The following is a 24,151-nucleotide window of genomic DNA, read 5'->3' as shown; positions in this document are numbered from 1 at the left end:
ATGATAAAATTATTAAAACTGGAATACTACAAAAACCTGAACTACAAACCGTTTAAGGTTTTCACAATACTTTATTTTGCCATTCTTATTGCTTTGCTTTTCATAGGATTGGTTGATTTTGATGTTTTTGGAGGAACCGTCAACTTAAAGGAACAGGGGATTTATAATTTCCCTGAAATCTGGAATTTTACCACATGGATTGTTGCTTTATTGAAAATTTTCCTGGGACTGATTATTGTTTTCTCCATTTCGCAGGAATTCAGCAACCGAATGTTCAAACAGAATACGATTGATGGATTGAGCAGAAAAGAATTTATTACTTCAAAACTATTGACGATAAGTATTTTCACCATTGTTTCTACCATACTTGTATTTGGTCTTACTTTATTTCTGGGCTATAAATTCTCAAATACAACAGAATCTACAAAGGTTTTTGCAGAGATTTTTTTCATTGGAAATTATCTGGTAAAATTATTTACATTCTTCTGTTTCTTAATGTTCCTTTCTATTTTATTGAGAAAATCAGTATTTGTATTTCTTGCCCTTTTTGTTTTCTGGATTGGCGAGGGAATTTTAACAACTATTGAAGTTTTCTCAAGAGTTAAAGGAATGCAGGGCCCACAAAGAAATGAAGTTCTTCAGAATGACTTCTTCATCACCCATCTTTTACCGCTGGAAAGTATGTCCAGTCTTATTCCTAATCCGATGATGAGATTGAATATGGCTAAAATGATAGGAGTAAAATATGAATTCCACTATCCTACGGAAAGCCTTATCGCCTGTTTGGTATGGTGTTCTATTTTTATATTCGGATCATACTGGATTTTGAGAAAAAGAGATTGGTAGATATCAATGTTCGGAATTTAAAGATTGACAATTAAAATATTTAAAGATTTTTTTTAAAGTGGTTCGTTTTCGGATCACTTTTTTTGGCTTAATATTTTCATTCTGCTTTGTCAAAAAACTAAGCATGAAAAAAATATACTACGTTCCCGGATTGATTAGTGCTGTGCTGATTCCTATTTTATTCTGGTATTATGGAAATCAAAAGTTTGAAGAAATCAATATCTCGGTGATGGACATTGGACTTCCTGCGAAAGAAAGAGAAGGAATTAACAATAATTTTGCTAGTTTTGAACCTGCAAGAAACTGGAATTACAGGAAAATAAAAGTTGTTCCTGGAGAAGCTCAGCAAAATTCAAAATTATATGTTTCTGAACTGAAAAATCTTCAGAAAAGAAATGAAAAAGAGTCTGGTGTTGAATTTATTTTAGATCAAAATAATAACTATGGTGATTTTGTCTCTGTTTTGAATGATTTGGCAATAGCTAAACAAGAACAATATGCAGTTGATCTTGAGAAAACAGGGCATATTTTTGCTGTTTACAGCTATATTGATCCTAAGATGCAATATCCTGAATATGAATGTTTGCTTTGTAACGATATTATAGGTTGGGATTCAGCAGAAACTGTGAATACTTTTGAATCTACTCAATATGGGAAAATCTTTAATCTGTTTAGAACCGCATCTAAAGAAACCTCCTACATTATTTTTGGATTTCTCATATTTCTGAATATCTCTATGCTCAGCATCAAAGAACGATTTCAATTACACCATTAATTCCAAATAAAAAAGACTGCCTCACTTTTGAGACAGCCTCCTCCTTTTCAATTTACTTTTTATCTAACAACGGAAGATATTTTCCGTATCCTTTTGTTTCCATTTCTGCTTTTGGAATAAACTTCAGAGAAGCACTGTTGATGCAGTAACGAAGTCCGCCTTTATCTTCTGGACCATCCGTAAAAACGTGACCCAAGTGAGCATCCCCGATTTTACTTCTTACCTCTACCCTTGTCATTCCGTGGGTACGGTCGAGCTTTTCATCAATCAAACTTTTTGTAATTGGTTTTGAAAAACTTGGCCATCCACAGCCTGATTCAAATTTATCTGTTGAAATAAATAAGGGTTCTCCTGTGGTGATGTCTACATAAATTCCTTCACGGGTTTCATTCCAGTATTCATTTTGAAAAGCTCTTTCTGTACCATTTTCCTGCGTTACATTATATTGTTCTGCAGTTAGTTTTTGCTTTAAAACTTTTTTATCCTGCTTTTGATAGGTAGTTGCTTTAGGAAGTGGGTTGGCTTTTTTCGCCATTTCAAAAAGACCCGGTTCAATGTGGCAATATCCGCCCGGATTTTTATCTAAATAATCCTGATGATAATCTTCTGCCTTGTAGAAATTTTTCAAAGGAATTGTTTCTACCACAACCGGTTTGCTATATCCTTTAGCAAGCTTCTGAACTTCACTTTTTATAAGAGCTTCATCGGCTTTATCCGTATAATAAATTCCTGTTCTGTATTGGTCACCTCTGTCATTTCCCTGTTGATTAAGGCTTGTAGGATCAATGGTTTTAAAATACAGATCAATCAATAACTTCAAATCCACTTGTTCAGGATCATATTTTACTTTCACTGTTTCTGCAAAACCTGTTGTATGGCTTACTACTTCTTCATAGGTTGGATTCTGCGTTTTCCCGTTAGCATAGCCTACTTCCGTTCCTACCACTCCACGAATCTGTTGAAAAAAATGCTCTGTTCCCCAAAAACATCCGCCTGCAAAATAAATTTCCCTTACGTTTTTATTATCCATAATTTCCTGTTTTTCTTTTTTCACGTCTGTCTCAACGGGCTTATTCTTTTTAAAAAGCCCGCTCTCTGCAGCAAAAACTGCGATACCCAGAATAATGCCGAGTACAATTAATATATTTTTCATATTTAGCTTTTTATTCATTATTGTTTATTTTGTAAAATCATAAATCCAAATCCTAAAAGCATCAGATCTTTTAAAATAAAAAAGTCAGTTACAGGAACACCATCCACTACTTTTCACATTCCGGGAGTCGTAAACAGATAACTTAATGTTACCAGAAAAGTGACAATCATTCCTATTCCTGCATATCTTTTTAATACAGCAAATTTCGCACTAAATATCAGTAGTAAAGCAATGATAATTTCTATCGTTCCGATCAGATTTGACACTGTTTGGACACTCATTACTTTATATACGAAAAAAGTTAAGAAATGGTTTTCCACTAAAGGTTTTATTGCTGAGGCTTCCGTTGGAGTAAATTTGAAAATCCCAATCCAAAGTAAGATGAGTGCTGCTCCGAAAAGAGAGATATAATACCCTAGAGTATACGTTGATTGACTTTTGCCTGATGTTTGTTCTGTTCCTATCATTTTTTAAGATTTTGAATGAATACTTTTATTTGTTTTCAAAAGTATAGTCGGAACGGGTTCAAAATCCTGACAAAATTTTTCTTAGAAATTTAGTTTATCTATCATTTTATTCTTAAAATCCTGAATTTCAGATTCATTAATTTCACTGGTCTTTTCTGTAATGGTCTTTTTAAAAATATTATCCAGCAGCTTTAGTTTTTCATTGTAAACCTTACACCATTTGCAAACAAATATGTGGATGCTCAACCTTCTATTTTCTCCAGCAGAAATTGTTTGAGCATTTCGCTTTTCCATCAGCAAAGTGGCTTCACTGCATGGTAAAAATAATATATGTAGAATTTTTCTTATCATTTTTTATAATCTTGAAAACCAGTTAAACTCCAGACATTCTCTAAGCTGCATCCGGCTTCTTTGAAGAATCTTCCAAAGGTTAGTCGTAGAAACATTTAATTCCTGACTCACATCAGATGCTTTTTTTTCTTCGATGTAGTACATTTTAAGTAAAATTTTCCATCTGGCGGGTAATTCTTCAATACATTCTTCGAGGGTTTTATTAAAATCAGGATTATCCAGAAGTTCAGATTCCGTTGAAACATTCCAATCATTTAATACATCATTATTTTTCCATGATCCAGTCTCATCGAAAAAATGATCCAGTTTTACTCTGGGTTCCGATTTATATTTTTTCCGGTAAAAATCTGCAATTTTTCTATTCAGAATAGCCATCAGCCAAGTCAGCGGCTGGCTTTTCCCTTCAAAGGAGTCATAACTGGAAAAGGCTGCTATAAAAACATCCTGAACAACATCCTGAGCATCTTCTTTATTGGAAAGCAGATATAAAGCCTTCTTCAGAAGTGGTCCGGAATACTGTTCTATCCAGCTTTTCAGGATCTCGTTTTTCATCATTGTATGTATGTTTTTTATCTTATTCAGATCTTAGCGAAGGTAATAAGTTAAATGGAGATGAACAAAAAAACATTTTGGAAGCGAATAGTTTCTTGTTGGAAACACAAAGGCGCAAAAGATTTTAGATAATGAGGATATTTTTAAGGCGCAAGGATTTCGCTGATAAAATTGTACACTGTTTTGTTGGCCAGGAATGCACAAATAATAAAAGAATTCGTGCATTCCTAGCAAAAAAATAACAAGTGGTTAATCTTTGGCTTCCTTGCGCCTTAAAATAAGCAGGAAGAAATTCAAAAAACTTGGCGTCTAAGCATTTTCTAAAAAATATAGTCAGGATATTCATTACTATGAGAAACTATTATATCAGGCATTTGACAAATCACTCCTGAAAATATCAAATATTAGATATTAAATCACCTAAAAATCTTAAATTTGCATCTTATCAAAATTTGATACTAAAAAAAGCAAAAGCAATACTATGACATCACAAGAGATACGTCAAAAATTTTTAGACTATTTTAAAAGTAAGGAGCACCTTATCGTTCCTTCAGCTCCTATTGTGCTGAAAGACGACCCTACTCTTATGTTTTCCAACTCAGGAATGACGCAGTTCAAGGATTTTTTTCTTGGCTACAAAACACCTACGGCCCCAAGAATTGCCGATACACAAAAGTGTTTAAGAGTTTCAGGAAAACACAATGATTTGGATGATGTAGGTAGAGATACTTACCACCACACTATGTTTGAAATGTTGGGAAACTGGTCTTTCGGGGATTACTTCAAAAAGGAGGCTATTGCTTTTGCCTGGGAATTATTAACTGAAGTATACGGAATTCCAAAAGAGAATTTATATGTAACAATTTTCGAGGGAGATGCATCTGAAAACCTTGACAGAGATCAGGATGCTTATGATTTCTGGAAATCTCATATTGCAGAAGACAGAATCATCAACGGAAATAAGAAGGATAACTTCTGGGAAATGGGTGAAAGTGGACCTTGCGGACCTTGCTCAGAAATTCATGTTGACTTGAGAACTCCGGAAGAAAAAGCCAAAGTTTCAGGGCTTGAATTAGTGAATAATGACCACCCTCAGGTTGTAGAAGTATGGAACCTGGTTTTCATGGAATTCAACAGAAAGGCTGACAAGTCTTTGGAGAAACTTCCTGCTCAGCACGTTGATACGGGAATGGGCTTTGAACGTCTTTGTATGGCACTTCAGGGAAAATCTTCCAACTATGATACAGATGTTTTCACTCCGCTTATTTCTAAAGTTGAGGAACTTTCAGGAAAGAAATACACAGGAATTTTAGAAGACGAAAAAGATATTGCCATCCGTGTGGTAGTAGACCACATCAGAGCGGTTTCTTTTGCCATTGCAGACGGGCAGCTTCCTTCTAACGGAGGTGCAGGATATGTGATCAGAAGAATTTTAAGAAGAGGAATTTCTTATTCTTACAGATTCTTAGGAATGAAAGAACCTTTCCTTTATCAATTGGTTGCTGTATTGCAATCACAAATGGGCCCTTTCTTCCCTGAACTTGAAAAGCAAGGAAAATTGGTTACTGAAGTTATTAAAAGTGAAGAAGATTCATTCTTAAAAACCATTGAAAACGGTCTGATCAGAGTTGATAAATTAGTTCAACAGACGATTGCTGATAATCTGAAAGTATTACCAAGCGAAGAGGTTTTTGTATTGTATGATACGTATGGTTTCCCTGATGACTTAACAAGAATTATTGCGGAGGAAAAAGGGTTAACCATTGATGAAAAAGGATTCGAGGCTGAAATGGAAAAGCAAAAGCTTCGTTCCAAAGCGGATTCTGCTCAGAAAGTATATGACTGGGTGACTTTAGACGAAAGAGATGAAAATTTTGTTGGATACGACCAGATTGAATCTGAAACCTATATTACAAGATACAGAAAAGTAGAAAACAAAGATGGAGAATTCTATCAGGTGGTATTAAGCAGCTCTCCATTCTACCCTGAAGGTGGTGGACAGGTTGGAGATAAAGGTGTTCTTGAAAATGCCACTGAAAGCTTCGAAGTGTTGGAAACTAAAAAAGAAAATGGTCTTATCATTTCTTTAATTAACGGTCTTCCAAAAGATGCTGGAGCTGTTTTCTATGCTAAAGTAAATGCAACTGACAGAAAGAACTCTCAGGCTAACCACTCTGTAACTCACCTTTTACATGAAGCGTTAAGAGATGTTCTGGGAACTCACGTAGAACAAAAAGGATCTTACGTAGGGCCTGATTATCTGCGTTTCGACTTCTCTCACTTTAATAAAATGACTGAAGAAGAAATTGCTTTAATTGAAGAAAAAGTGAATCACAAAATCAAAGAAAGCATTACATTACAGGAATTCAGAAATATTCCGATTAAGGAAGCTTTGGAGAAAGGAGCAATGGCTTTATTTGGAGAAAAATATGGTGACAATGTGAGAATGATTCAGTTCGGAAGTTCTAAGGAACTTTGTGGAGGGACTCACGTAAAAAACACCAGCGAGATCGGTCTTTTCAAGATCACTTCTGAAGGGTCTGCCGCTGCAGGGATCAGAAGAATTGAAGCGATTTCAGGAGACAAATCTGAAGAATATTTCAAGAATCTTGAACAACAGATCATTGAACTTTCTCAATTGCTGAAGTCTAAAGATGTGGTAAGATCTATCGAGAAATTAATCGAGGAAAATGCATCATTAAAAGCTGAAGTAGACGCTTTTAAAAAGGAAAAAGCAAAAGGAGAAATCGGTGACTGGAAGAATGCTTACGAGCAGAAAGGCAACAAGCAGTTGTTAGTGAAAAAGACTTCTCTGGATGCTGGTTCTGTTAAAGATATTGTATTCCAATTGAAGAGAGAGATCCCAACTTCGGTAACGATCATTCTTTCTGATGCGGATGGTAAACCAATGATTACTGTAGGAGTTTCTGATGATCTGGCAGCAGAATATCAGGCAGGAGCGATTGTAAAAGATCTTGCTAAAGAAATTCAAGGTGGTGGTGGTGGAAATCCTGGTTTTGCTACTGCTGGTGGTAAAAACCTTGACGGATTGGAAAATGCTTATCAAAAAGCGCTGAATATTTAAAAAATATTGAAACATATTGAAAACTCCTGAATTGTTCAATTCAGGAGTTTTTTATTTATATTCGTTCTAATTATTGACTATTCCTTAACAAATCCTTACCTAATCTTAAACTATTTGTTTTCTCCCCGTAAAGTCTAATTAACACTAAGCCTTTAGTTTTGTCATAATCGAAATTAAAAAAATTAATTATGAAAATTAACAAAACTATTGGAGCTCTACTCCTTACTTCCCTTGTCTTTCAAGGCTGTAAAGATGACAATAACGGAGGTGAAAATTCTCCTATCAACGACAAAGTCAAGATTGAAAATTTCTCTAAAGAGTCCGCTTTTGTGTATGGGATGACTGGTTTTGAAAACTTAAATATTACCACCCTTATTTCCAGTTCTGATGTTCTTCCAGGCTCTCCTGATTTTGTTTTCGGAGGACAGCCGGACGGAATGGGAATCATGAAAGATCCTAAATCTGACGGTTATCTGATGATTACCAACCATGAAATCAAACAATCTGTATCAAGAGTATATCTGGATAAAACTTTCAGACCCATAAAAGGAGAATATATTTTAAATGGAACCGGAGGAATGACAAGGTTATGTTCTGCTACCTTGGCAACTCCTGAAGTTCATGGTTTCAGTGCATTCCTTACTGCTGGTGAATCTGGTGAAGAAAGCATGGTTCACGCTTTAGACCCATTGGCACCTGCATCTCAGGCATCAGACAAAACCAGAGTAAAACCAGCTTTAGGAAAAGCGTCTATGGAAAATGCAGTTCCCCTTCCTAAGGATGTTTCCAATGGAAAGTCTTATATCCTGATCGGTGAAGACCAGTCTTATTCTTCATCTCATCAGTCTGCAGGACAGCTGATCATGTATGTAGCAGACGCCCAGGGAGACCTGAACAACGGTAAATTATATGCTCTTAAAAGAACAAATAATAACTACACTGAAACAGATATGACGAAAGGAAGCACCTACGATGTGGAGTTTGTGGAGATTCCTAACGCCAAAAATCTTACCGGAGCTCAGATCAACCAGAAAAACATTGATAATAATGCGATCCGTTTTTCAAGGGTAGAAGATGTAGATTACAGAAAAGGGGCAGGAAAAGGGAGAGAGATCTACTTTACGGCTACCGGAGAATCTTCTGATGGGGTAAATCCAAAACCGGGATTAACAATGTGGGGAAGAGTGTACAAACTTGTTCTTAACTCCAGCAATATGCTGACAGGAAAATTAGAAGTAGTTGCGGAAGGAGATTCTAATCCAGGCAATAACCTGATTAATCCTGATAATTTATGTGTAACTGAAAATTATGTTTACATCCAGGAAGATGGAGACTCATATTACAAAGCAGCCAACCATGATTCTCATATCTGGCAATTGAATATTGCTACAAAGCAATATAAGCCATGGCTGAATATGAAACATAACAGAGGTAATTCTGCATGGAATACAGCATACAACCAATCCGGAGACCTTCAGAAATTCGGTTCATGGGAATATGGAGCAATGGTTGACATTTCTGATATCATCGGGGTTCCTAATACATTTGCCGTTAATATCCACTCTCACACATGGCAGTTGGATAAATTTAAAAACCCGGACGGTTCCGGAGTCAACACCAACAAAGAAGGCGGACAAATTGTAATTATCCGCAACGTAGAAAAATAGTTTTAATACTCCACACTAATCAAAGTATCAACAGTAAATCTCTGTTGATACTTTTTCTTACTTATGAAGAAACTTTCAAAATATCCGATACTTCTCCTTTTATACTCCGCAACAGCACTTCTTGTCCTTTCATATTGTAAAGGAGAAAAGCAGCAACCAGTTTATGAAGATCTGGGTTCTGTAAAAAGCAGAATCATCACCATTAACACCGATTTTGAAAAGCAGATCAATGAACTGAAAACCCTTGTTTCTAAGGACTCTGATGAAAAGCTTCTTCGGGAGAAGTTTGAAAATATCAGAAAGACCTACAAAAAAATGGAATGGGCTATAGAATACTTCCTTCCCCACTCTGCCCGATTCATTAACGGACCGGCAATTCCTGAAATAGAAATGGATGAACATACAGAAATAGAACCTGAAGGATTACAGGTTTTAGAAGAAATATTGTACCCCTATCACCAGGAAAACAAAGATGAGGTGATCAGAATGCTTAACAAGCTTATCAATAAGAGCAATACCATAAAAACCAATTTTCAGGTCATTACCATCAGCAAAGATCAGGTTTTTGATGCTTTGAGGCAGGAAGCTTTCAGAATTTCCAGTTTAGGTATTTCAGGTTTTGACACCCCTATTTCCGGAGTCTTTTTAAAGGAAATTCCTTTTTCCTTTGAAGGTATTAAGGAAACATTGGAGCAAATATCAACCGTCAGATCAAAAGATAAAGCTCTAAAAAGTATTATAATGGAGATCAATGCTGCCACAGAAGTCCTGAAAAAAAATACGGATAAGAATACATTTGATTATATAAGCTTTATACCGGATCATCTCAATAAGATCACTGCTCTGATGCTTGATTTTAAAAATCAGGAAAAAATCCCTGATGTAGAGGTAACGACTGCCTTAAACAAAAACGCTGATACATTTTTTTCTAAAAATGCCTTCAATCCAAATGCTTTCACACCAGGAAAAGAATATGCTTTTTCAGAACAAAAGGCAGCTCTTGGGCAACAGCTTTTTAATGATAATATGTTATCAAATAATAACAACCGAAGCTGTGCAACGTGCCACATTCCTGAAAAAGCTTTTACTGATGGACTTGCGAGATCTATGTCGCTTGAAAATTCAAAACTTGCAAGAAATGCTCCTTCCCTCAACTATGCTGGATTTCAGCATGGTCAGTTTTGGGATATGAGGAAGGATGATCTGGAAGGGCAAAGCTCAGATGTTATCTCTAATAAAGAAGAAATGCATGGTGATTTAAATGTCATTCTTGACAAAATTAACCAAGATAAAAACTATCAGGCTGCATTTAAAAGGATTTATCATTCACAAAAAACAGAAGTATGGCAGCTTCAGAATGTATTAGCCAGCTACATCCGTTCCTTGGCAAAGTTCAATTCCAATTTTGATGAATATATGCAGGGAAATAAATCGGCAATGACCGAAAACCAAAAACGAGGGTTTAACCTCTTTGTTGGAAAAGCCCAATGTGCAATATGCCATTTTATTCCTTTGTTCAATGGTACTGTTCCCCCTACTTTCAAAAAAACAGAACAGGAAGTATTAGGGATAGCAACGAATGAAGACAATAAAACATTTGACAATGACCTGGGAAGAGGAAAGTTTCATGAAACAGTAGCTGCATTACAGCATTCCTTCAAAACTCCCACTCTCAGAAACATTCATAAAACAGCACCTTATATGCACAACGGAGGTTATAAGACATTGAAAGATGTCATGAATTTTTATAATAAAGGAGGTGGAAAAGGTTTCGGATTCAAAGTAGAAAACCAAACACTTTCTGATACTCCTTTGCAGCTAACTGAACCTGAAATAGATCATATTATTGAATTTATGAAGTCTTTAGATGATCAATAAATAATCCTGAATTTAAGCAACGGTAAAAAAACTTCCGAACTCTATCTGTTCGGGAGTTTTTTATTGGAAATTCTCATAAACTTCAGAAAGACAATCTTCGTTCTAATTATAAAGCTGAGCTTTTAGGGAAATTCCATACCTATCTTAGATTAAATCAATGTTATACTGTGTTAAAAACTTTTCTACCACAATAAATATTATTAATTTTGACATAGTTTTTTTACATGAAAAGGGGTTTACAGTTATTATTTTTTCTGATTTGCTTTTGGGGGCATTCACAACTTAGAATTAAAGTTGTTGATGACTCCAATCAAAAGCCTATCTCTAATGCCAAGGTTTTCTGTGGCAATACTATTCTTGGCTATACCAATACTCAGGGAGTTCTGGAGTTTAAAACAGCATGCAAAAACATTGAGGTAGAAGCCGAGTTGTATCAAAATGGGACAACACCTATAGAAAGCAGTATGGAGGTTTCGCTAAGTAAAAAATCTTCAAAAACAACCAATATTGAAACGGTAGTGATTGAAGACAAAAGTGATCCAAGAGCTTTGGAAATCCTGAAAAAAGTAAACAAACTGTTCCATGAAAACTCTCCTAAAAGTTTAAGTTCTTACGCTTATAAATCTTACGAAAAAATCTCTTTGGATATTGATGAGGATAGCCTAACTCAATTCAATCAGTATTTTAACGATTTAAATTTCTTCAAGAAAAAGAGAGAAAAAGACTCGCTGAATAACATCAGTGCAAGAAAAATATTCGCAAAAAGCAAACTCTTCCTTTGGGAAAGAGCACAAGAGTTTTTGTACTCCAAAAAATATGGTGAAAAGATCAACATACTTGACAACAGAATTTCAGGCCTAAAACAGCCGGTCTACGAAATGATTGCTCTTCAGCAAAGTAACAGAGATATTGTTCCGGAACAGGTAAAACCTGAAAACAGGGGCCTTTACCGATATTACCTTTCCGATACCATAGAACTTGACGGGAGAAAAAACTTTGTCATCCGCTTCCGTGAAGTCAATTATAAAAATCTTGATAAAAAAAGAAAATACACAGGAGCTATCTATGTGGATACTGAGACTTACGGAATTAAAAAAATTGAGAACTTCAGTAAAAGTAAGAATGACGGGATCATTACCAGTACCTGGATTTTCTACAACAACAAGTGGTTCCTTTCCCATGAAACCACCAAGCTTAAAATGGGTAAAATGGCTATGGATGATAAGGAACATACCGACAAAAAGGATAAAAGAAGCTTTGGAACTTACGCCTTCCTTACCTCGAAATATTTTGACTTCGCCTCTCCTATTGAAGAAAAGCCTAAAGATTTCAAAGGTTATACCTTCTCTGTGAAAAGTATTGACGGACATTCTCTGGATCAATACAGAACAGAACAGCTTACTGAAAGGGAGCACAATACATACAAGATTATTGACAGCCTTGGTAAAAAATATAAAATTGACAACAAAGCACAGATTATTTCGGGGCTACTTAACGGACAGATCAGAGTGGGTGTTCTAGATTTTGCTGTAGATGAAATTGCCAACTATAACTCCTACGAAGGATTCAGACTTGGATTAAAGGCTAAAATCAATGAGAATTTCAATCCTTATTTCTCTCCGGATTACTATTTTGCTTATGGAGTAAAAGACAGAAGATGGAAATACGGAATGGGAATAGATATCAAAACATCTTTGGAAAAAAACTCATTCTTCAGGTTTGATTTTTATGACGATGTAACGGCTTCAGGAGAGTTCTACAGAAGGCTTTGGAACTTCAAAATGAGAATGATGAACTTTGGAAATAACCTGAACAATGATAAATATTTCCACTTCAAAGGGGCTTCATTATCATACCTTAATGATGTAACCAACGGGCTTACTCTTGCCCTTGCCGTAAGAAGAAATATAGAGGAAGCTCAGTTTGATTATCAGTTTAGAGATGGTGGTTCTTCCTTCAAGAATTTTAATACCTTATTTACGTTAAAATACTCGCCAAACTCTACCAATATTATGACTCCACAGGGAAAATCTCTGATCGATCAAAAATATCCGGAACTGTACTTCAACTATGAACAGAGTTACAAAATGGCAGGTGGAAGTTTCAATTATTCCCGCTTTGATGCTCTTTTTGTTCATAATTTTAAGACACCTATCGGAACAACAGGTTTTAGATTGTATGGTGGGGTTGTTTTAGGAGAAGCTCCGATATGGAAGAATTTCACCATGAACGGACTTGCCTCTCCAGGTAAAGATTTCAATTTTAACCTTACGTCATTCCTTGGTTTTGCTACTCTGGAAGGTGGAAAATATTACAACGATAAATTTGTGGCTTACTATTTCACCCATAAATTGCCGTTATACTTTAAAAGTTTCGGACACAATGTTTCCAGCTTTGATTTTGTACTTCGCGGAACGATTGGAGATATGAAACATCCGGAATACCATCAGTTCAAGTTTAAAAAACTGGATCATCTGTACCAGGAAGTAGGATTGGAATGGAATAACTTCCTTTCCAGCTATTTCAACCTTGGATTATTCTACAGAGTGGGCTATTATGCTACTCCACATTTCAAGGAAAATTTCGCCATCCAATTTAAGCTAAAATTCCTGGAGTTTTAATAGCTTACCAATACTCAAAACGTACATTATACCTATAAGAATATGCAAAGAATAGAAATAAAAGCGGAAGGCTTTTTTGAATTATTGAAATTAAAAGATACTTCCATGTGGACTATTTTCTCACAAATGATTGACGGGAATGAAAAAGAAATCATATTTTTAGATAACGAAGATAAAATCCTTTTCAACTATATTTTGCCATCTAATACAGAGAAACTGGAAGAAGACAGAAAAGAGTTCTCCAAGCAGTTTGCTGATAAGCTCGGCAGTTTAAATTAAAAGCCAATGAATAAGAATTATATTTTTTCTTTACTGGGTCTTCTGTTATTCAGTATCGGAAATGCTCAAACCTATAAAAAGCCTTTGGTATCAGCCATTAAAGAAACTGATCTCAGAAAAGACATGTATGAATTGGCAGCAGATCAGTTCTGGGGACGTGAAGCAGGAACTTTAGATGAGTTAAAAGTATCTATGTGGCTGGCAGATAAAGCCAAAGAAGCAGGAATGAAACCTGCAGGCGATAATGGTACTTTTTTCCAGTTTTTTGATATGTACAGACATCAGACTACTCCACAAAGCAGCCTGAAAGTTGGAGATACCCAATTGAAATTATGGAAAGATTTTCTTGTTGCTGAGCCCGTAAATGCTTCTATTGATACAGATATTGTATACGCAGGAAATACAGAGCCTGAGGATCTTGCCAAACTTAATCTTAAAGGAAAAGTGCTGGCAGTAAATGCTTCTGACAAGAACATTGATAAAGAAATGACTCTCTTTGTAAGGAGATATCCTGGTTTTGTAAGAACAAAATATTACAACAAAACTACTGAACTGGGAGCAAAAGCCATTATTTTCATCACTGATGATATTTCAGACAAAAGCTGGGTGGAAGTACTTCCCCAAATGACCAGAGGAACTTATGGTGTGGAAGGATTAAGAGAAAAAATCACCAATAATATTCCTGTTCTCTGGATCAAAAGAGAGAATGCCAATTGGGTAAAAAACAATCCTAAAATTTCTCTTAACCTGTTGACAGAAACCTACAAATATCCTTCCGTAAACATCATCGGAAAAATTGAAGGAACAGATCCTGTTCTTAAAAAAGAATACGTTTTACTAAGCGGACACCAGGATCACGACGGCATCAGACATCCTGTAAAGAATGACACTATCTATAACGGTGCTGATGACAATGCCAGTACCTGTGTTGCTATGCTGGCCATGGCAAGAGCTTACAAAAAACAGCCGGGAAAAAGAAGCATCTTGTTTGTGTTTCACGGTGCTGAAGAAAGAGGATTACTTGGTTCAAGATGGCATGCTGCCCACCCTGTAGTTCCGAAAGAGAATATTGTAGCGGTACTGAATGGCGACATGATCGGAAGAAACGATAATAATGAAGCCGCTTTATTAGGAGGAAACGCTCCGCACAAAAATTCTGAAGAGCTTGTAAAAATGGCTGAAGAGGCCAATAACGAGAGTACAAAATTCAAATATTTAAAAGATTGGGATTCTCCAAATCATGCTGAGTATTTTTATTTCAGAAGCGACCATCTTCCCTATGCTAAAGTGGGTATTCCGGCAGTGTTTTTTACCAGCGTACTGCATGACCAGTACCACACTCCGCAAGATGAATCTGAAAACATCAACTATAAGAAGCTGTATAAAATGACAGAATGGATGTACAGAACATCATGGAAAGTAGCTAATGAAGCTGAACGTCCGAAAGTGATTTCGAATTTCACGCTTGAAAGATAAATGACCAACTCCGGCTCACGAATGTGAGCCGGAGTTTTTTGTGACAATGCCATGAATGCACCGTTGATTTTTAGTTGAATAGGATCATTTTCTTCTTATATAAACATCAACATATAGTTTGTCATTCCGACGAAGGAAGAATCTCAACTCCGCTTTCAGAAAACCATAGTATAGATTCCTCCGAAATAACAAACAGCAAGTTAAAAAGCTAATAATTCCCAGCAAACAAAATAGTTTTAAGATACTTTAGCTACAAAATTCTATGTATTTATATGGTTATTTTTTAAAATACATAAATTCATTATAACCATTATTTTATTCGTGCATTAGTGGCTAATAAAATGTGGATGTATTTTCACAAACTAAATCAGCAGATTCATCAAAGACGGATCATTGTTAAGATAGTTGACAAAAAAATCCTGCTTTTTCATGTTGTCCATCAAAGGGGTAAAATCTTCTTTTTGTTTCAGGGCAATTCCCACTACGGCTATCCCTTTTTCCTTTGAATTTTTCTGAGTGTATTCAAAAAAAGTAATATCGTCATTAGGTCCAAGCACATCCATTACAAAAGTTTTCAATGCTCCCGGCCTTTGTGGAAACCTTACCAAGAAATAGTGTTTTAAGTTTGCATAGAGTAAAGCTTTTTCTTTGATCTCTTCCATTCTGGTGATATCATTATTGCTTCCACTGATGATACACACCACATTCTTTCCTTCGATCTGATCTTTATACTTTTCTAAAGCCGCCACGGAAAGAGCGCCAGCCGGTTCCACCACAATAGCATCTTTATTGTATAAGGAAAGAATAGTTTCACACACAAGTCCCTCCTCTAAGGTAACCACATCATACAATATATTCTTACATAATTCAAACGTGAGATTTCCTACCTGCTGTACGGCAGCACCATCTATAAAACGACTGATCTTTTCAAGATGTACAGGTTTCCCATTTTCCAGCGCTTTTTTCATGCTTGCAGCTGCTGAAGGTTCTACCCCTATGATTTTTGTTTGCGGAGATAATTCTTTAAAGACAGAACAAATACCAGCAGCCAATCCTCCGCCACCTATCGGTACAAAAAGATAATCAATGGGGTCATCTGACTGTTCTAAAATTTCCAATGCCGTTGTTGCCTGCCCCTCAACGATTGCAAGATCATCAAAAGGGTGAATGAATGTTCCGTTATTTTCATTACAAAACTTCATCGCAGCATCTTTTGCTTCATCAAAAGTATCTCCATATAAAACAATATCAACATAGTTTCCACCGAACATCCTAACCTGCTCCAGCTTTTGCCCCGGAGTGGGTAAAGGCATAAAAATAGTTCCTTTTACTTCCATGGTATTGCATGCAAAAGCAACTCCTTGAGCGTGATTACCGGCACTGGCACAAACAATTCCTCTGGAAAGTTCGTTCTCTGGCATGGTTGACATTTTGTTATAAGCCCCACGAATTTTATAGGATCTTACTCTTTGAAGGTCTTCTCTTTTAAAATGTACTTGAGCATTATAAATTCCTGACAAATTATTGTTAACAGCCAATGGCGTTCTGACGCACACATTTTTAAGTCTTTCTGCTGCTTTGTACACATTATCCAACATGGATAAATAGGTTTCTCCCGTCCTCATTCTTCTTTTTTATTAATGATTCTCCGGTCTCAGGCTGCGTACGGTTTTTCCGGCCTTCCACATTTCACTTTCTCTTAATTCGGTTAATTCAACTTCCAGCTTTTCTCTGTAATCAGGTTTACTGTTACTGTCGATTGATCTTTGAGCTTCATTTCCTTTAGCAACATTGTCATACAATTCTTCAAATAAAGGAGATGTTGCATCTCTGAAACGTTTCCACCAGTCTAAAGCTCCTCTTTGTGCTGTTGTACTACAGTTGGCATACATCCAGTCCATCCCGTTTTCTGCTACCAATGGCATTAATGATTGGGTAAGTTCTTCTACGGTTTCGTTAAAAGCTTCCGAAGGGCTATGACCATTCTTTCTTAATACATCATATTGTGCAGCGAATATTCCCTGTACAGCCCCCATCAATGTTCCTCGTTCTCCGGCAAGATCGCTGTACACCTCTTTTTTAAAGTCTGTTTCAAATAAATATCCGCTTCCTATGGCAATTCCCAGAGCAGTTACTCTTTCTCTTGCTTTTCCTGTGGCATCCTGATAAACAGCAAAGCTGCTGTTTAATCCCCTGTCCTGAAGGAACATTCTTCTTAATGAAGTTCCTGAACCTTTTGGAGCAACAAGAAATACATCTACATCTGCAGGAGGAACAATTCCGGTACGTTCGCTGAAAGTAATTCCAAAACCATGAGAGAAATACAACGCTTTCCCGGGAGTAAGGTACTGCTTTACTTTTGGCCAATATTCGATCTGTGCAGCATCACTCAGTAAATAACAGACGATGGTTCCTTTTTCCAAAGCTTCTTCTATTTCGAATAAAGTTTCTCCCGGCACAAATCCGTCTGCTACTGCTTTATCCCATGATTTAGAATTTTTTCTCTGGCCTACAATCACATTGATTCCGTTATCTTTCTGATTTAATGCCTGCCCCGGCCCCTGTACTCCATAACCGATTACTGCTACTACTTCATCTTTTAATACTTCCTGAGCTTTTTTTAATGGAAATTCTTCTCTTGTTACTACGTTTTCTTCTACCCCTCCGAAATTTAATTTTGCCATTTTCTATAATTTTATTTTGTTGTTTTATACTATTGATTGATACCCCTTACCTTTCTAAGAAATAGTAAGTGAAAAAAGATTTTATTCTAACACTTAAGTTCACTTTAGTAAGTTTAAATAATGCTGATTAAGAAGTTCACATAAGATGAAAATCAGAGATTTTCAAAAAAACTTAAGTGTACTTGATATGCATAAAGCTTGTTGACTTAAAAATATCTTAAGTGTTATTTTAGCTGCTCATAGCTAGTTTTATATTTAGCTAGCGTATTCTATTGCTGTGAGATATGGATTTTTATGATAATGAACCTCCAACACATCTACCTGTTTTTCCATTTGTCTGGTGATCTTCTGAACCGATTCCTCTGTTTCTCTGATGGTAATGACAAACTTTTTTATATTCTCTGTTTCAGACGGCCCCATATTGAAATGGGTTATGGAAATCCTCCGTCTTGAAAAAATAGCATTGATTCTGCTCATCAATCCCAAACAATCCTCTGTATAGGCTGTTATAGTATATTCTTTATTTTCTGTTCTCATTTTTTGTTGATTTTATGATTTATGATTCAATACAATTTCTGAAACACTTTTTCCCTGAGGAATCATAGGAAATACATTATGTTTCTTTCCTGTCATCACCTCCAGTAGAAAAGCCCCTTGATGAGTGAGCATTTCCTCAAGTGCTTCTTTCAAATATTCTCTCTGACTCACCTTTCTTCCGGGAATATGGTATCCGCTCGCCACCTGTACAAACTCCGGACTCTGGATGTCCACAGAAGAATATCTCTCTTCATGAAAAAGCTCCTGCCATTGTCTTACCATTCCCAGATAGCTGTTGTTCAGTATTAAAATTTTAACTTCCGGATGATATTGCATCACTGTTCCCAGCTCCTGGATATTCATCTGGGCACCTCCGTCTCCCATTACTGCAATAACCGGAAGATTACGTTCTCCATAAGCTGCGCCTATTGCTGCGGGAAGGCAGAACCCCATTGTTCCCAATCCTCCACTTGTAACATTAGTTCTTGTATGCTGAAAGTTGGAATATCTGCAGGTTACCATCTGATGTTGCCCTACATCCGTTACAATCACAGCATCTCCCCTCGTCATTTCATTAAGGCATCTTATAACTTCGCCCATAGTAATCTCTTCTTCATTAGGATATAATTCCTCATTAATGAGATTGATGCTTTCCACTTCCAGGCAATCTTTAAACCTTTGATGCCATTCCGGATGCTCTCCTTTCTTAATTAATGCGGTAAGAATCGGTAAAGTTTCTTTGCAGTTTCCAAGAACGGGAACATCTGCTTTTACATTTTTATTGATTTCTGATGAATCAATATCAAAATGAATAACCTTTGCCTGCTTCGCATACTGGTCTAGTCTTCCTGTCACACGATCATCGAAACGCATTCCTACAGCAATCAGAACATCACATTGATTGGTAAGAATATTGGGTCCGTAATTTCCATGCATTCCTACCATTCCTACTGCCTGTGAATGATCTGTAGGAATAGCACCCATTCCCAAAACCGTCCATGCTACCGGAATTCCAGATTTTTCGGCAAACTCCAGGAATTCTTTTTCTGCTTTTCCCAGCATAATTCCCTGCCCCGCAATAATGAACGGACGCTCTGCCTGGTTAATGAGTTCTGCTGCCTGCTCAATATTTCTCAACGATGGAGCAGGATCCGGTTTATAGCTTCTTAAGGAATTACATGGAGAATATCCTTTGTATGAAACTTTCTGCAACTGGGCATTTTTAGTTACATCAATAAGTACCGGCCCCGGACGTCCCGATTTTGCGATATAAAATGCTTTAGCTAACACTTCAGGAAGTTCATTGGCATCGGTTACCTGATAATTCCATTTGGTAACGGGGCTGGTGATATTCATAACATCAATTTCCTGAAAAGCATCCGTTCCTAAAAGATGATCAAACACCTGTCCTGTAATGCATACCAATGGTGTATTATCCAATAAAGCATCTGCTAATCCTGTCACCAGGTTGGTAGCTCCAGGACCACTTGTAGCCATAACTACTCCTACTTTTCCGGAAACTCTAGCCAATCCTTGTGCGGCATGTACGGCTGCCTGCTCATGGCGGACAAGAATATGCTCCAACTGATCTTTGTAATCATAAAGCGCATCATAAATGGGAATGATGGCTCCACCGGGATAACCGAAAACGGTTTTTACACCCTCATGAAGAAATGCTTCAAGGATAATCCGGCTTCCGCTCAGTTCTATAGCAGTTGATTGATTTAAATTCTTCATACTATCTGATTTTAAATTTCATCCGTTACACAGCCTTCAGCGGCGGATGATACGGTTAATGCATATTTATAGAGCAATCCTTTCTTCACTTTTAGAGCAGGTTTTTGCCAGCCTTGCTTTCTTTTTTCAATCTCTTCTTCTGAAACTTTTAGCTGTATGGTATTGTTTACAGCATCTATTTCTATAAGGTCATCATCTTCCACAAAAGCAATTAATCCGCCTTCATGAGCTTCAGGAGTGATATGTCCTACAACAAATCCATGAGTTCCACCACTAAATCGGCCATCCGTAATCAAAGCAACACTACTTCCCAGTCCTGCACCAATCAAAGCACTTGTAGGTTTCAGCATTTCCGGCATTCCTGGAGCTCCTTTTGGCCCTTCATTGCGGATCACAATCACATCACCTTGTTGAACGGTCCCATCTTCAATTCCTTTGATGAGGTTCTTCTCACCATCAAATACACGGGCTTTTCCAACAAATCGTTCTCCTTCTTTTCCTGTGATCTTGGCAACACTTCCTTTTTCTGCAAGGTTTCCATATAGAATTCTCAAATGGCCGGTAGGTTTTACCGGATTTGATAATGGTTTTATAATCTTTTGAGTACTAAAGTTCAGTGACGGAACATCTTCTAAATTTTCGGCTAATGTTTTTCCGGTAACGGTTAAGCAATCCCCGTGTAACAACCCTTCCTCCAATAGATATTTCATGACTGCCGGTATTCCGCCATGTTCATGTAAATCCTGCATCAGGTACTTTCCACTTGGCTTAAGGTCGGCCAACACAGGAGTACAATCGCTCATTGTTTGAAAATCATCCTGAGTAACAGATACTCCGACACTTTTAGCCATTGCTATAAAATGAAGAACGGCATTGGTACTGCCTCCTAAAACTACAATCAGGCGAAGTGCATTTTCAAAAGCTTTACGGGTCATGATATCTGAAGGTTTGATATCTTTTTCCAGGAGAATCTTCAGGTATTTCCCTGCTTCCAGACATTCATCCTGTTTTTCTTTACTTAATGCCGGATTGGAAGAAGAATAGGGAAGACTCATTCCTAATGCTTCTATTGCAGAAGCCATCGTATTGGCTGTATACATTCCGCCACAAGCGCCTGCTCCGGGACAGGAATTTTTAACCACTCCATCAAAATCTTCCTCTGAAATTTCTCCTGCAATTTTTTTTCCTAAAGCTTCAAAAGCAGAAACGATATTCAATGTTTCACCTTTGTAGCACCCCGGGGCAATAGTTCCACCATATACCATCAGTGAAGGTCTGTTCAGTCTACCCATCGCAATGATTGTTCCCGGCATATTTTTGTCACATCCTGGTAAAGCAATAAGTCCGTCATAATACTGAGCACCACAAATAGCTTCAATACTGTCTGCAATCACATCCCGGCTTACCAGTGAATAGCGCATCCCATCAGTTCCGTTGCTCATTCCGTCACTTACCCCAATGGTATTAAAGATCAACCCTGCCAATCCGTGATTCCATGTTCCTTTTTTCACCACTCTGGCCAGATCGTTGAGGTGCATGTTGCAGGTATTTCCATCGTACCCCATGCTTGCAATCCCGATCTGCGCTTTTTGCATATCTTCTTCTGTAAAACCAATCCCGTATAACATTGCTTTTGCGGCTGGCTGTTCACTGTTTTGTGTGAATGTTTTTGAATATTTATTTAACATATTTTCCTGCATTTGCTGTTCATCCAGTCTCTTTAAATGATTCTTTTGTATTTAATTTCGGGTCAAAACTACAGCTTGTAATATTTTTTTAATTCTCAGTTTTTCTGAAACTACAATATCCAATCATTTAAAAATCAATCACAACTAATTAATAATCAATAATTTAAATTTTAAAAATTTACAATGACAGAACTCTCACTAATTTTAAATAAGCCTGTTGTACCTTTTCACTTGCTGTATCTTCCCATTGTTTGGTGAAAGGAACATCATCCAAGGAATCCAACGCAACAATTTCGGCTGCTGTTCCGCAGAAAAATGCGGCATCCGCACCTCTCATTTCTTCCGGTTTAAAGAAGGTTTCTTTTACGGGAATATTCAGTTCATCACATATTTCAAAAACTGTCTGTCTTGTGATACCAGGAAGAATGCTTCCTTTTGCGGGAGTAAATAATGTTCCGTCTTTTTCATAAAAAACATTGGCTCCTGAGCTTTCTGCGACATATCCGTTTTCATCCAGCACCAAAGCTTCGTCATATCCTTTATCTTTTGCATCCTGACAAGCCAGAATAGAGTTCACATAATGGCCACCTACTTTGGCTTCCACTTTGAAGGCTTTCGGATTAGGACGCTGAAAACCAGAGGTCATAATCTTCATTTTATCTGCGAGATAACCGTTGCTCCATTCCCAAGCCAAAAGGGATAAGTAAGATTCTTTGCCTTTTGAAAGGGACATATTGGGAGAACAGGTTACCAGAGGACGGATATAAGCATCTGTAAAGCCGTTCAGTTCCAACAGTTCATAAGTAAGTTCTGTAAGCTGATCTACTGAATAATTGAAGGGAATGTGCATTAGTTCTGCAGATCTTTTCAGCCTTTCATAGTGTTCTTTTGCTTTAAAAATCCTTGTTCCATGGGCTGTGCTGTAAGATTTAATTCCTTCAAAAACTGAATATCCATAGTGAAGAGATTGCCCATAAAGATTGGTTCCTGCGTCTTTGGCTTTCATGAAATTTCCATCAAAATAGATGACCGTGTCGTCGTTGTAATACATGTTATAGTGGGTTAAAATTTAAGAAATGGGAATAAAAAAAGCCCTCTCACGCTGTGAGAGGGCTCAATATATGTACAGTCATACATCTTCCGTCTCACAAGCGTAAGGGAATAATAATGACGATAATAATTACTGCGAATAACTGATACATAGTTGTACTCTAAAAAATTAAAATAAAAAAAGCCGCTTCAAAATGAAACGGCTATATATAATTTAAATAAAAATCTATTTTAAAATGCCGTTTCCTGACTGTTGTAAATGACAACAGCTGCAATAGAAATGACAATAATATTTTTTTGATTCGTAAAATTCATATTGCAAATGTATAAACTTTTTAAAAACCCACAAGTTTTTTTAAAACTTTTTATTTTTTCCGTAAAAAATGATTAACGGTTTCTTTGGCTTCAGCCACATCGTGAACTCTTAAAATTTTCGCTCCCTGCTCCAGCACTTTCATGTGCAATTTCTGTGTTTCCTCATTGATATCAAGCGGAGATTTTCCAAGGGGTTTGTAGATAAATGATTTTCTTGAAATACCGATCAGTAAAGGAAATTTCCCAAATTCAAGATATCCAACCTCATTAATCATTTTCATCTGATCTTCTATTGTTTTTCCAAAGCCAAAACCGGGGTCTAAAATGATATCTTTTACTCCTTTTTGTAACAGTTCATTGGTCTTTTCAGAAAAATATCGGTTTACTTCCAGTGTTATATCTTCAAACTTAATTTTATCATGCATGGTTTCATAAGACGGATTAACATGCATTAAAATGTAAGGAAGCTTAGTTTCTGCTGCTGTATCAAACATTTTTTCAGCATATTGTCCTCCGGAAATATCATTAATCATATCTATCCCTTCATTGAATCCGAATTTTACGGTTTCTGCATAAAATGTATCCAAAGAAATCAATGCTTCCGGAAATTCTTTTTTGATCTTAGAAATCACATTTCCAATTCTTTTGACCTCCTCTTCACTGGTCAAAAATTCTGCATTGGGGCGCGTAGATTGCGGGCCAATATCAATAATTTCAGCTCCTTCTTTCAGGAGTTTTTCGGCATGTTCCACTGCCAGTTTTCCATCGTTAAATTTCCCACCATCTGAAAAAGAATCCGGGGTAAGATTAAGGATTCCCATGATCTTTGGAGTATCCAGTTCTACCAGTCTGCCATTGCAGTTGATGGAGTACGTTTGAGAGTTTGAGAGCATAAGATTTATAAATGATGAATGATGAATGATAAGTGATGAATGATTTTATATACTGCAAAATTAGCAATTTGTGCAGGGAATAAAAGTAAGAAAACAA

General features: G+C 36.7%; 18 protein-coding genes and 1 pseudogene. 8 read left to right on the top strand and 11 right to left on the bottom strand.

From position 1 onward, the window contains the following. Both CHSO_RS08130 and CHSO_RS08125 read left to right on the top strand, forming a co-directional pair. Entirely contained in the window at positions 1 to 846 is an 846-nt protein-coding gene (locus CHSO_RS08130) for an ABC transporter permease (protein WP_045494709.1), read from the top strand. Positions 847 to 970: 124 nt separating this feature from the next. After that, the gene (locus CHSO_RS08125) at positions 971 to 1,621 is read left to right on the top strand and encodes a hypothetical protein (protein ID WP_045494706.1); all 651 of its coding nucleotides are present in this window, start codon (positions 971 to 973) and stop codon (positions 1,619 to 1,621) included. 52 nt (positions 1,622 to 1,673) lie between these two features. Here the strand turns inward: CHSO_RS08125 and msrB are convergent, their stop codons facing one another. The 4 genes and pseudogenes from msrB to CHSO_RS08105 all read right to left on the bottom strand — a co-directional run bounded on the left by msrB (position 1,674) and on the right by CHSO_RS08105 (position 4,147). Then, complete coding sequence (gene msrB, locus CHSO_RS08120) at positions 1,674 to 2,774, bottom strand: peptide-methionine (R)-S-oxide reductase MsrB (protein WP_045502147.1); 1,101 nt, start codon at positions 2,772 to 2,774, stop codon at positions 1,674 to 1,676. Between the two features lie 17 nt (positions 2,775 to 2,791). Next, positions 2,792 to 3,241: pseudogene (locus CHSO_RS08115) on the bottom strand (DUF417 family protein). Between the two features lie 81 nt (positions 3,242 to 3,322). Continuing rightward, positions 3,323 to 3,592 (bottom strand): hypothetical protein, encoded by a 270-nt coding sequence (locus tag CHSO_RS08110; RefSeq protein WP_045494703.1) that lies wholly within the window; start codon positions 3,590 to 3,592, stop codon positions 3,323 to 3,325. A gap of 3 nt (positions 3,593 to 3,595) precedes the next feature. Then, entirely contained in the window at positions 3,596 to 4,147 is a 552-nt protein-coding gene (locus CHSO_RS08105; RefSeq protein ID WP_045494700.1) for a sigma-70 family RNA polymerase sigma factor, read from the bottom strand. 478 nt (positions 4,148 to 4,625) lie between these two features. Here CHSO_RS08105 and alaS point away from each other — a divergent pair, with 478 nt between their 5' ends. The 6 genes from alaS to CHSO_RS08075 all read left to right on the top strand — a co-directional run bounded on the left by alaS (position 4,626) and on the right by CHSO_RS08075 (position 15,150). After that, positions 4,626 to 7,229 (top strand): alanine--tRNA ligase, encoded by a 2,604-nt coding sequence (gene alaS / locus CHSO_RS08100; RefSeq protein WP_045494697.1) that lies wholly within the window; start codon positions 4,626 to 4,628, stop codon positions 7,227 to 7,229. Positions 7,230 to 7,417: 188 nt separating this feature from the next. Beyond that, positions 7,418 to 8,896, top strand: a complete 1,479-nt coding sequence (locus CHSO_RS08095) for an alkaline phosphatase PhoX (RefSeq protein WP_045494694.1) — start codon at positions 7,418 to 7,420, stop codon at positions 8,894 to 8,896. Between the two features lie 63 nt (positions 8,897 to 8,959). Beyond that, positions 8,960 to 10,774, top strand: coding sequence for a cytochrome-c peroxidase (locus tag CHSO_RS08090; RefSeq protein ID WP_045494691.1), 1,815 nt, complete (start codon positions 8,960 to 8,962; stop codon positions 10,772 to 10,774). Between the two features lie 224 nt (positions 10,775 to 10,998). Beyond that, positions 10,999 to 13,395, top strand: a complete 2,397-nt coding sequence (locus tag CHSO_RS08085; protein ID WP_045494688.1) for a hypothetical protein — start codon at positions 10,999 to 11,001, stop codon at positions 13,393 to 13,395. A gap of 42 nt (positions 13,396 to 13,437) precedes the next feature. After that, on the top strand, positions 13,438 to 13,674 hold the full coding sequence (locus tag CHSO_RS08080; protein WP_045494685.1) for a hypothetical protein: 237 nt from the start codon (positions 13,438 to 13,440) through the stop codon (positions 13,672 to 13,674). A gap of 6 nt (positions 13,675 to 13,680) precedes the next feature. After that, positions 13,681 to 15,150, top strand: a complete 1,470-nt coding sequence (locus CHSO_RS08075; protein WP_045494682.1) for a M20/M25/M40 family metallo-hydrolase — start codon at positions 13,681 to 13,683, stop codon at positions 15,148 to 15,150. Positions 15,151 to 15,512: 362 nt separating this feature from the next. On the opposite strand, the gene ilvA is transcribed toward CHSO_RS08075, so the two are convergent. From ilvA to folP, 7 genes are all read right to left on the bottom strand, one after another. Next, the gene (gene ilvA, locus CHSO_RS08070) at positions 15,513 to 16,775 is read right to left on the bottom strand and encodes a threonine ammonia-lyase IlvA (RefSeq protein WP_045494679.1); all 1,263 of its coding nucleotides are present in this window, start codon (positions 16,773 to 16,775) and stop codon (positions 15,513 to 15,515) included. Positions 16,776 to 16,787: 12 nt separating this feature from the next. Next, positions 16,788 to 17,834 carry a ketol-acid reductoisomerase gene (ilvC, locus tag CHSO_RS08065; RefSeq protein WP_045494676.1) on the bottom strand — a complete coding sequence of 349 codons (1,047 nt, stop codon included), beginning with the start codon at positions 17,832 to 17,834 and terminating at the stop codon, positions 16,788 to 16,790. Positions 17,835 to 18,089: 255 nt separating this feature from the next. Continuing rightward, entirely contained in the window at positions 18,090 to 18,371 is a 282-nt protein-coding gene (locus tag CHSO_RS08060; protein ID WP_052480532.1) for an ACT domain-containing protein, read from the bottom strand. Positions 18,372 to 18,383: 12 nt separating this feature from the next. After that, a complete protein-coding gene (gene ilvB, locus CHSO_RS08055) occupies positions 18,384 to 20,108 on the bottom strand; it encodes a biosynthetic-type acetolactate synthase large subunit (protein WP_045494654.1) in 1,725 nt (574 codons plus the stop codon). 11 nt (positions 20,109 to 20,119) lie between these two features. After that, the gene (gene ilvD / locus CHSO_RS08050) at positions 20,120 to 21,796 is read right to left on the bottom strand and encodes a dihydroxy-acid dehydratase (protein WP_171817622.1); all 1,677 of its coding nucleotides are present in this window, start codon (positions 21,794 to 21,796) and stop codon (positions 20,120 to 20,122) included. 178 nt (positions 21,797 to 21,974) lie between these two features. Further along, complete coding sequence (gene ilvE, locus CHSO_RS08045; protein ID WP_045494648.1) at positions 21,975 to 22,847, bottom strand: branched-chain-amino-acid transaminase; 873 nt, start codon at positions 22,845 to 22,847, stop codon at positions 21,975 to 21,977. A 364-nt stretch (positions 22,848 to 23,211) separates the two neighbouring features. Further along, entirely contained in the window at positions 23,212 to 24,054 is an 843-nt protein-coding gene (gene folP / locus CHSO_RS08040) for a dihydropteroate synthase (protein WP_045494645.1), read from the bottom strand. Positions 24,055 to 24,151 lie beyond the last annotated feature (97 nt).

It is taken from the genome of Chryseobacterium sp. StRB126 (assembly GCF_000829375.1).
In the GTDB taxonomy this organism is placed as follows: domain Bacteria; phylum Bacteroidota; class Bacteroidia; order Flavobacteriales; family Weeksellaceae; genus Chryseobacterium.
This window is presented reverse-complemented; position numbering and strand designations above follow the sequence as displayed.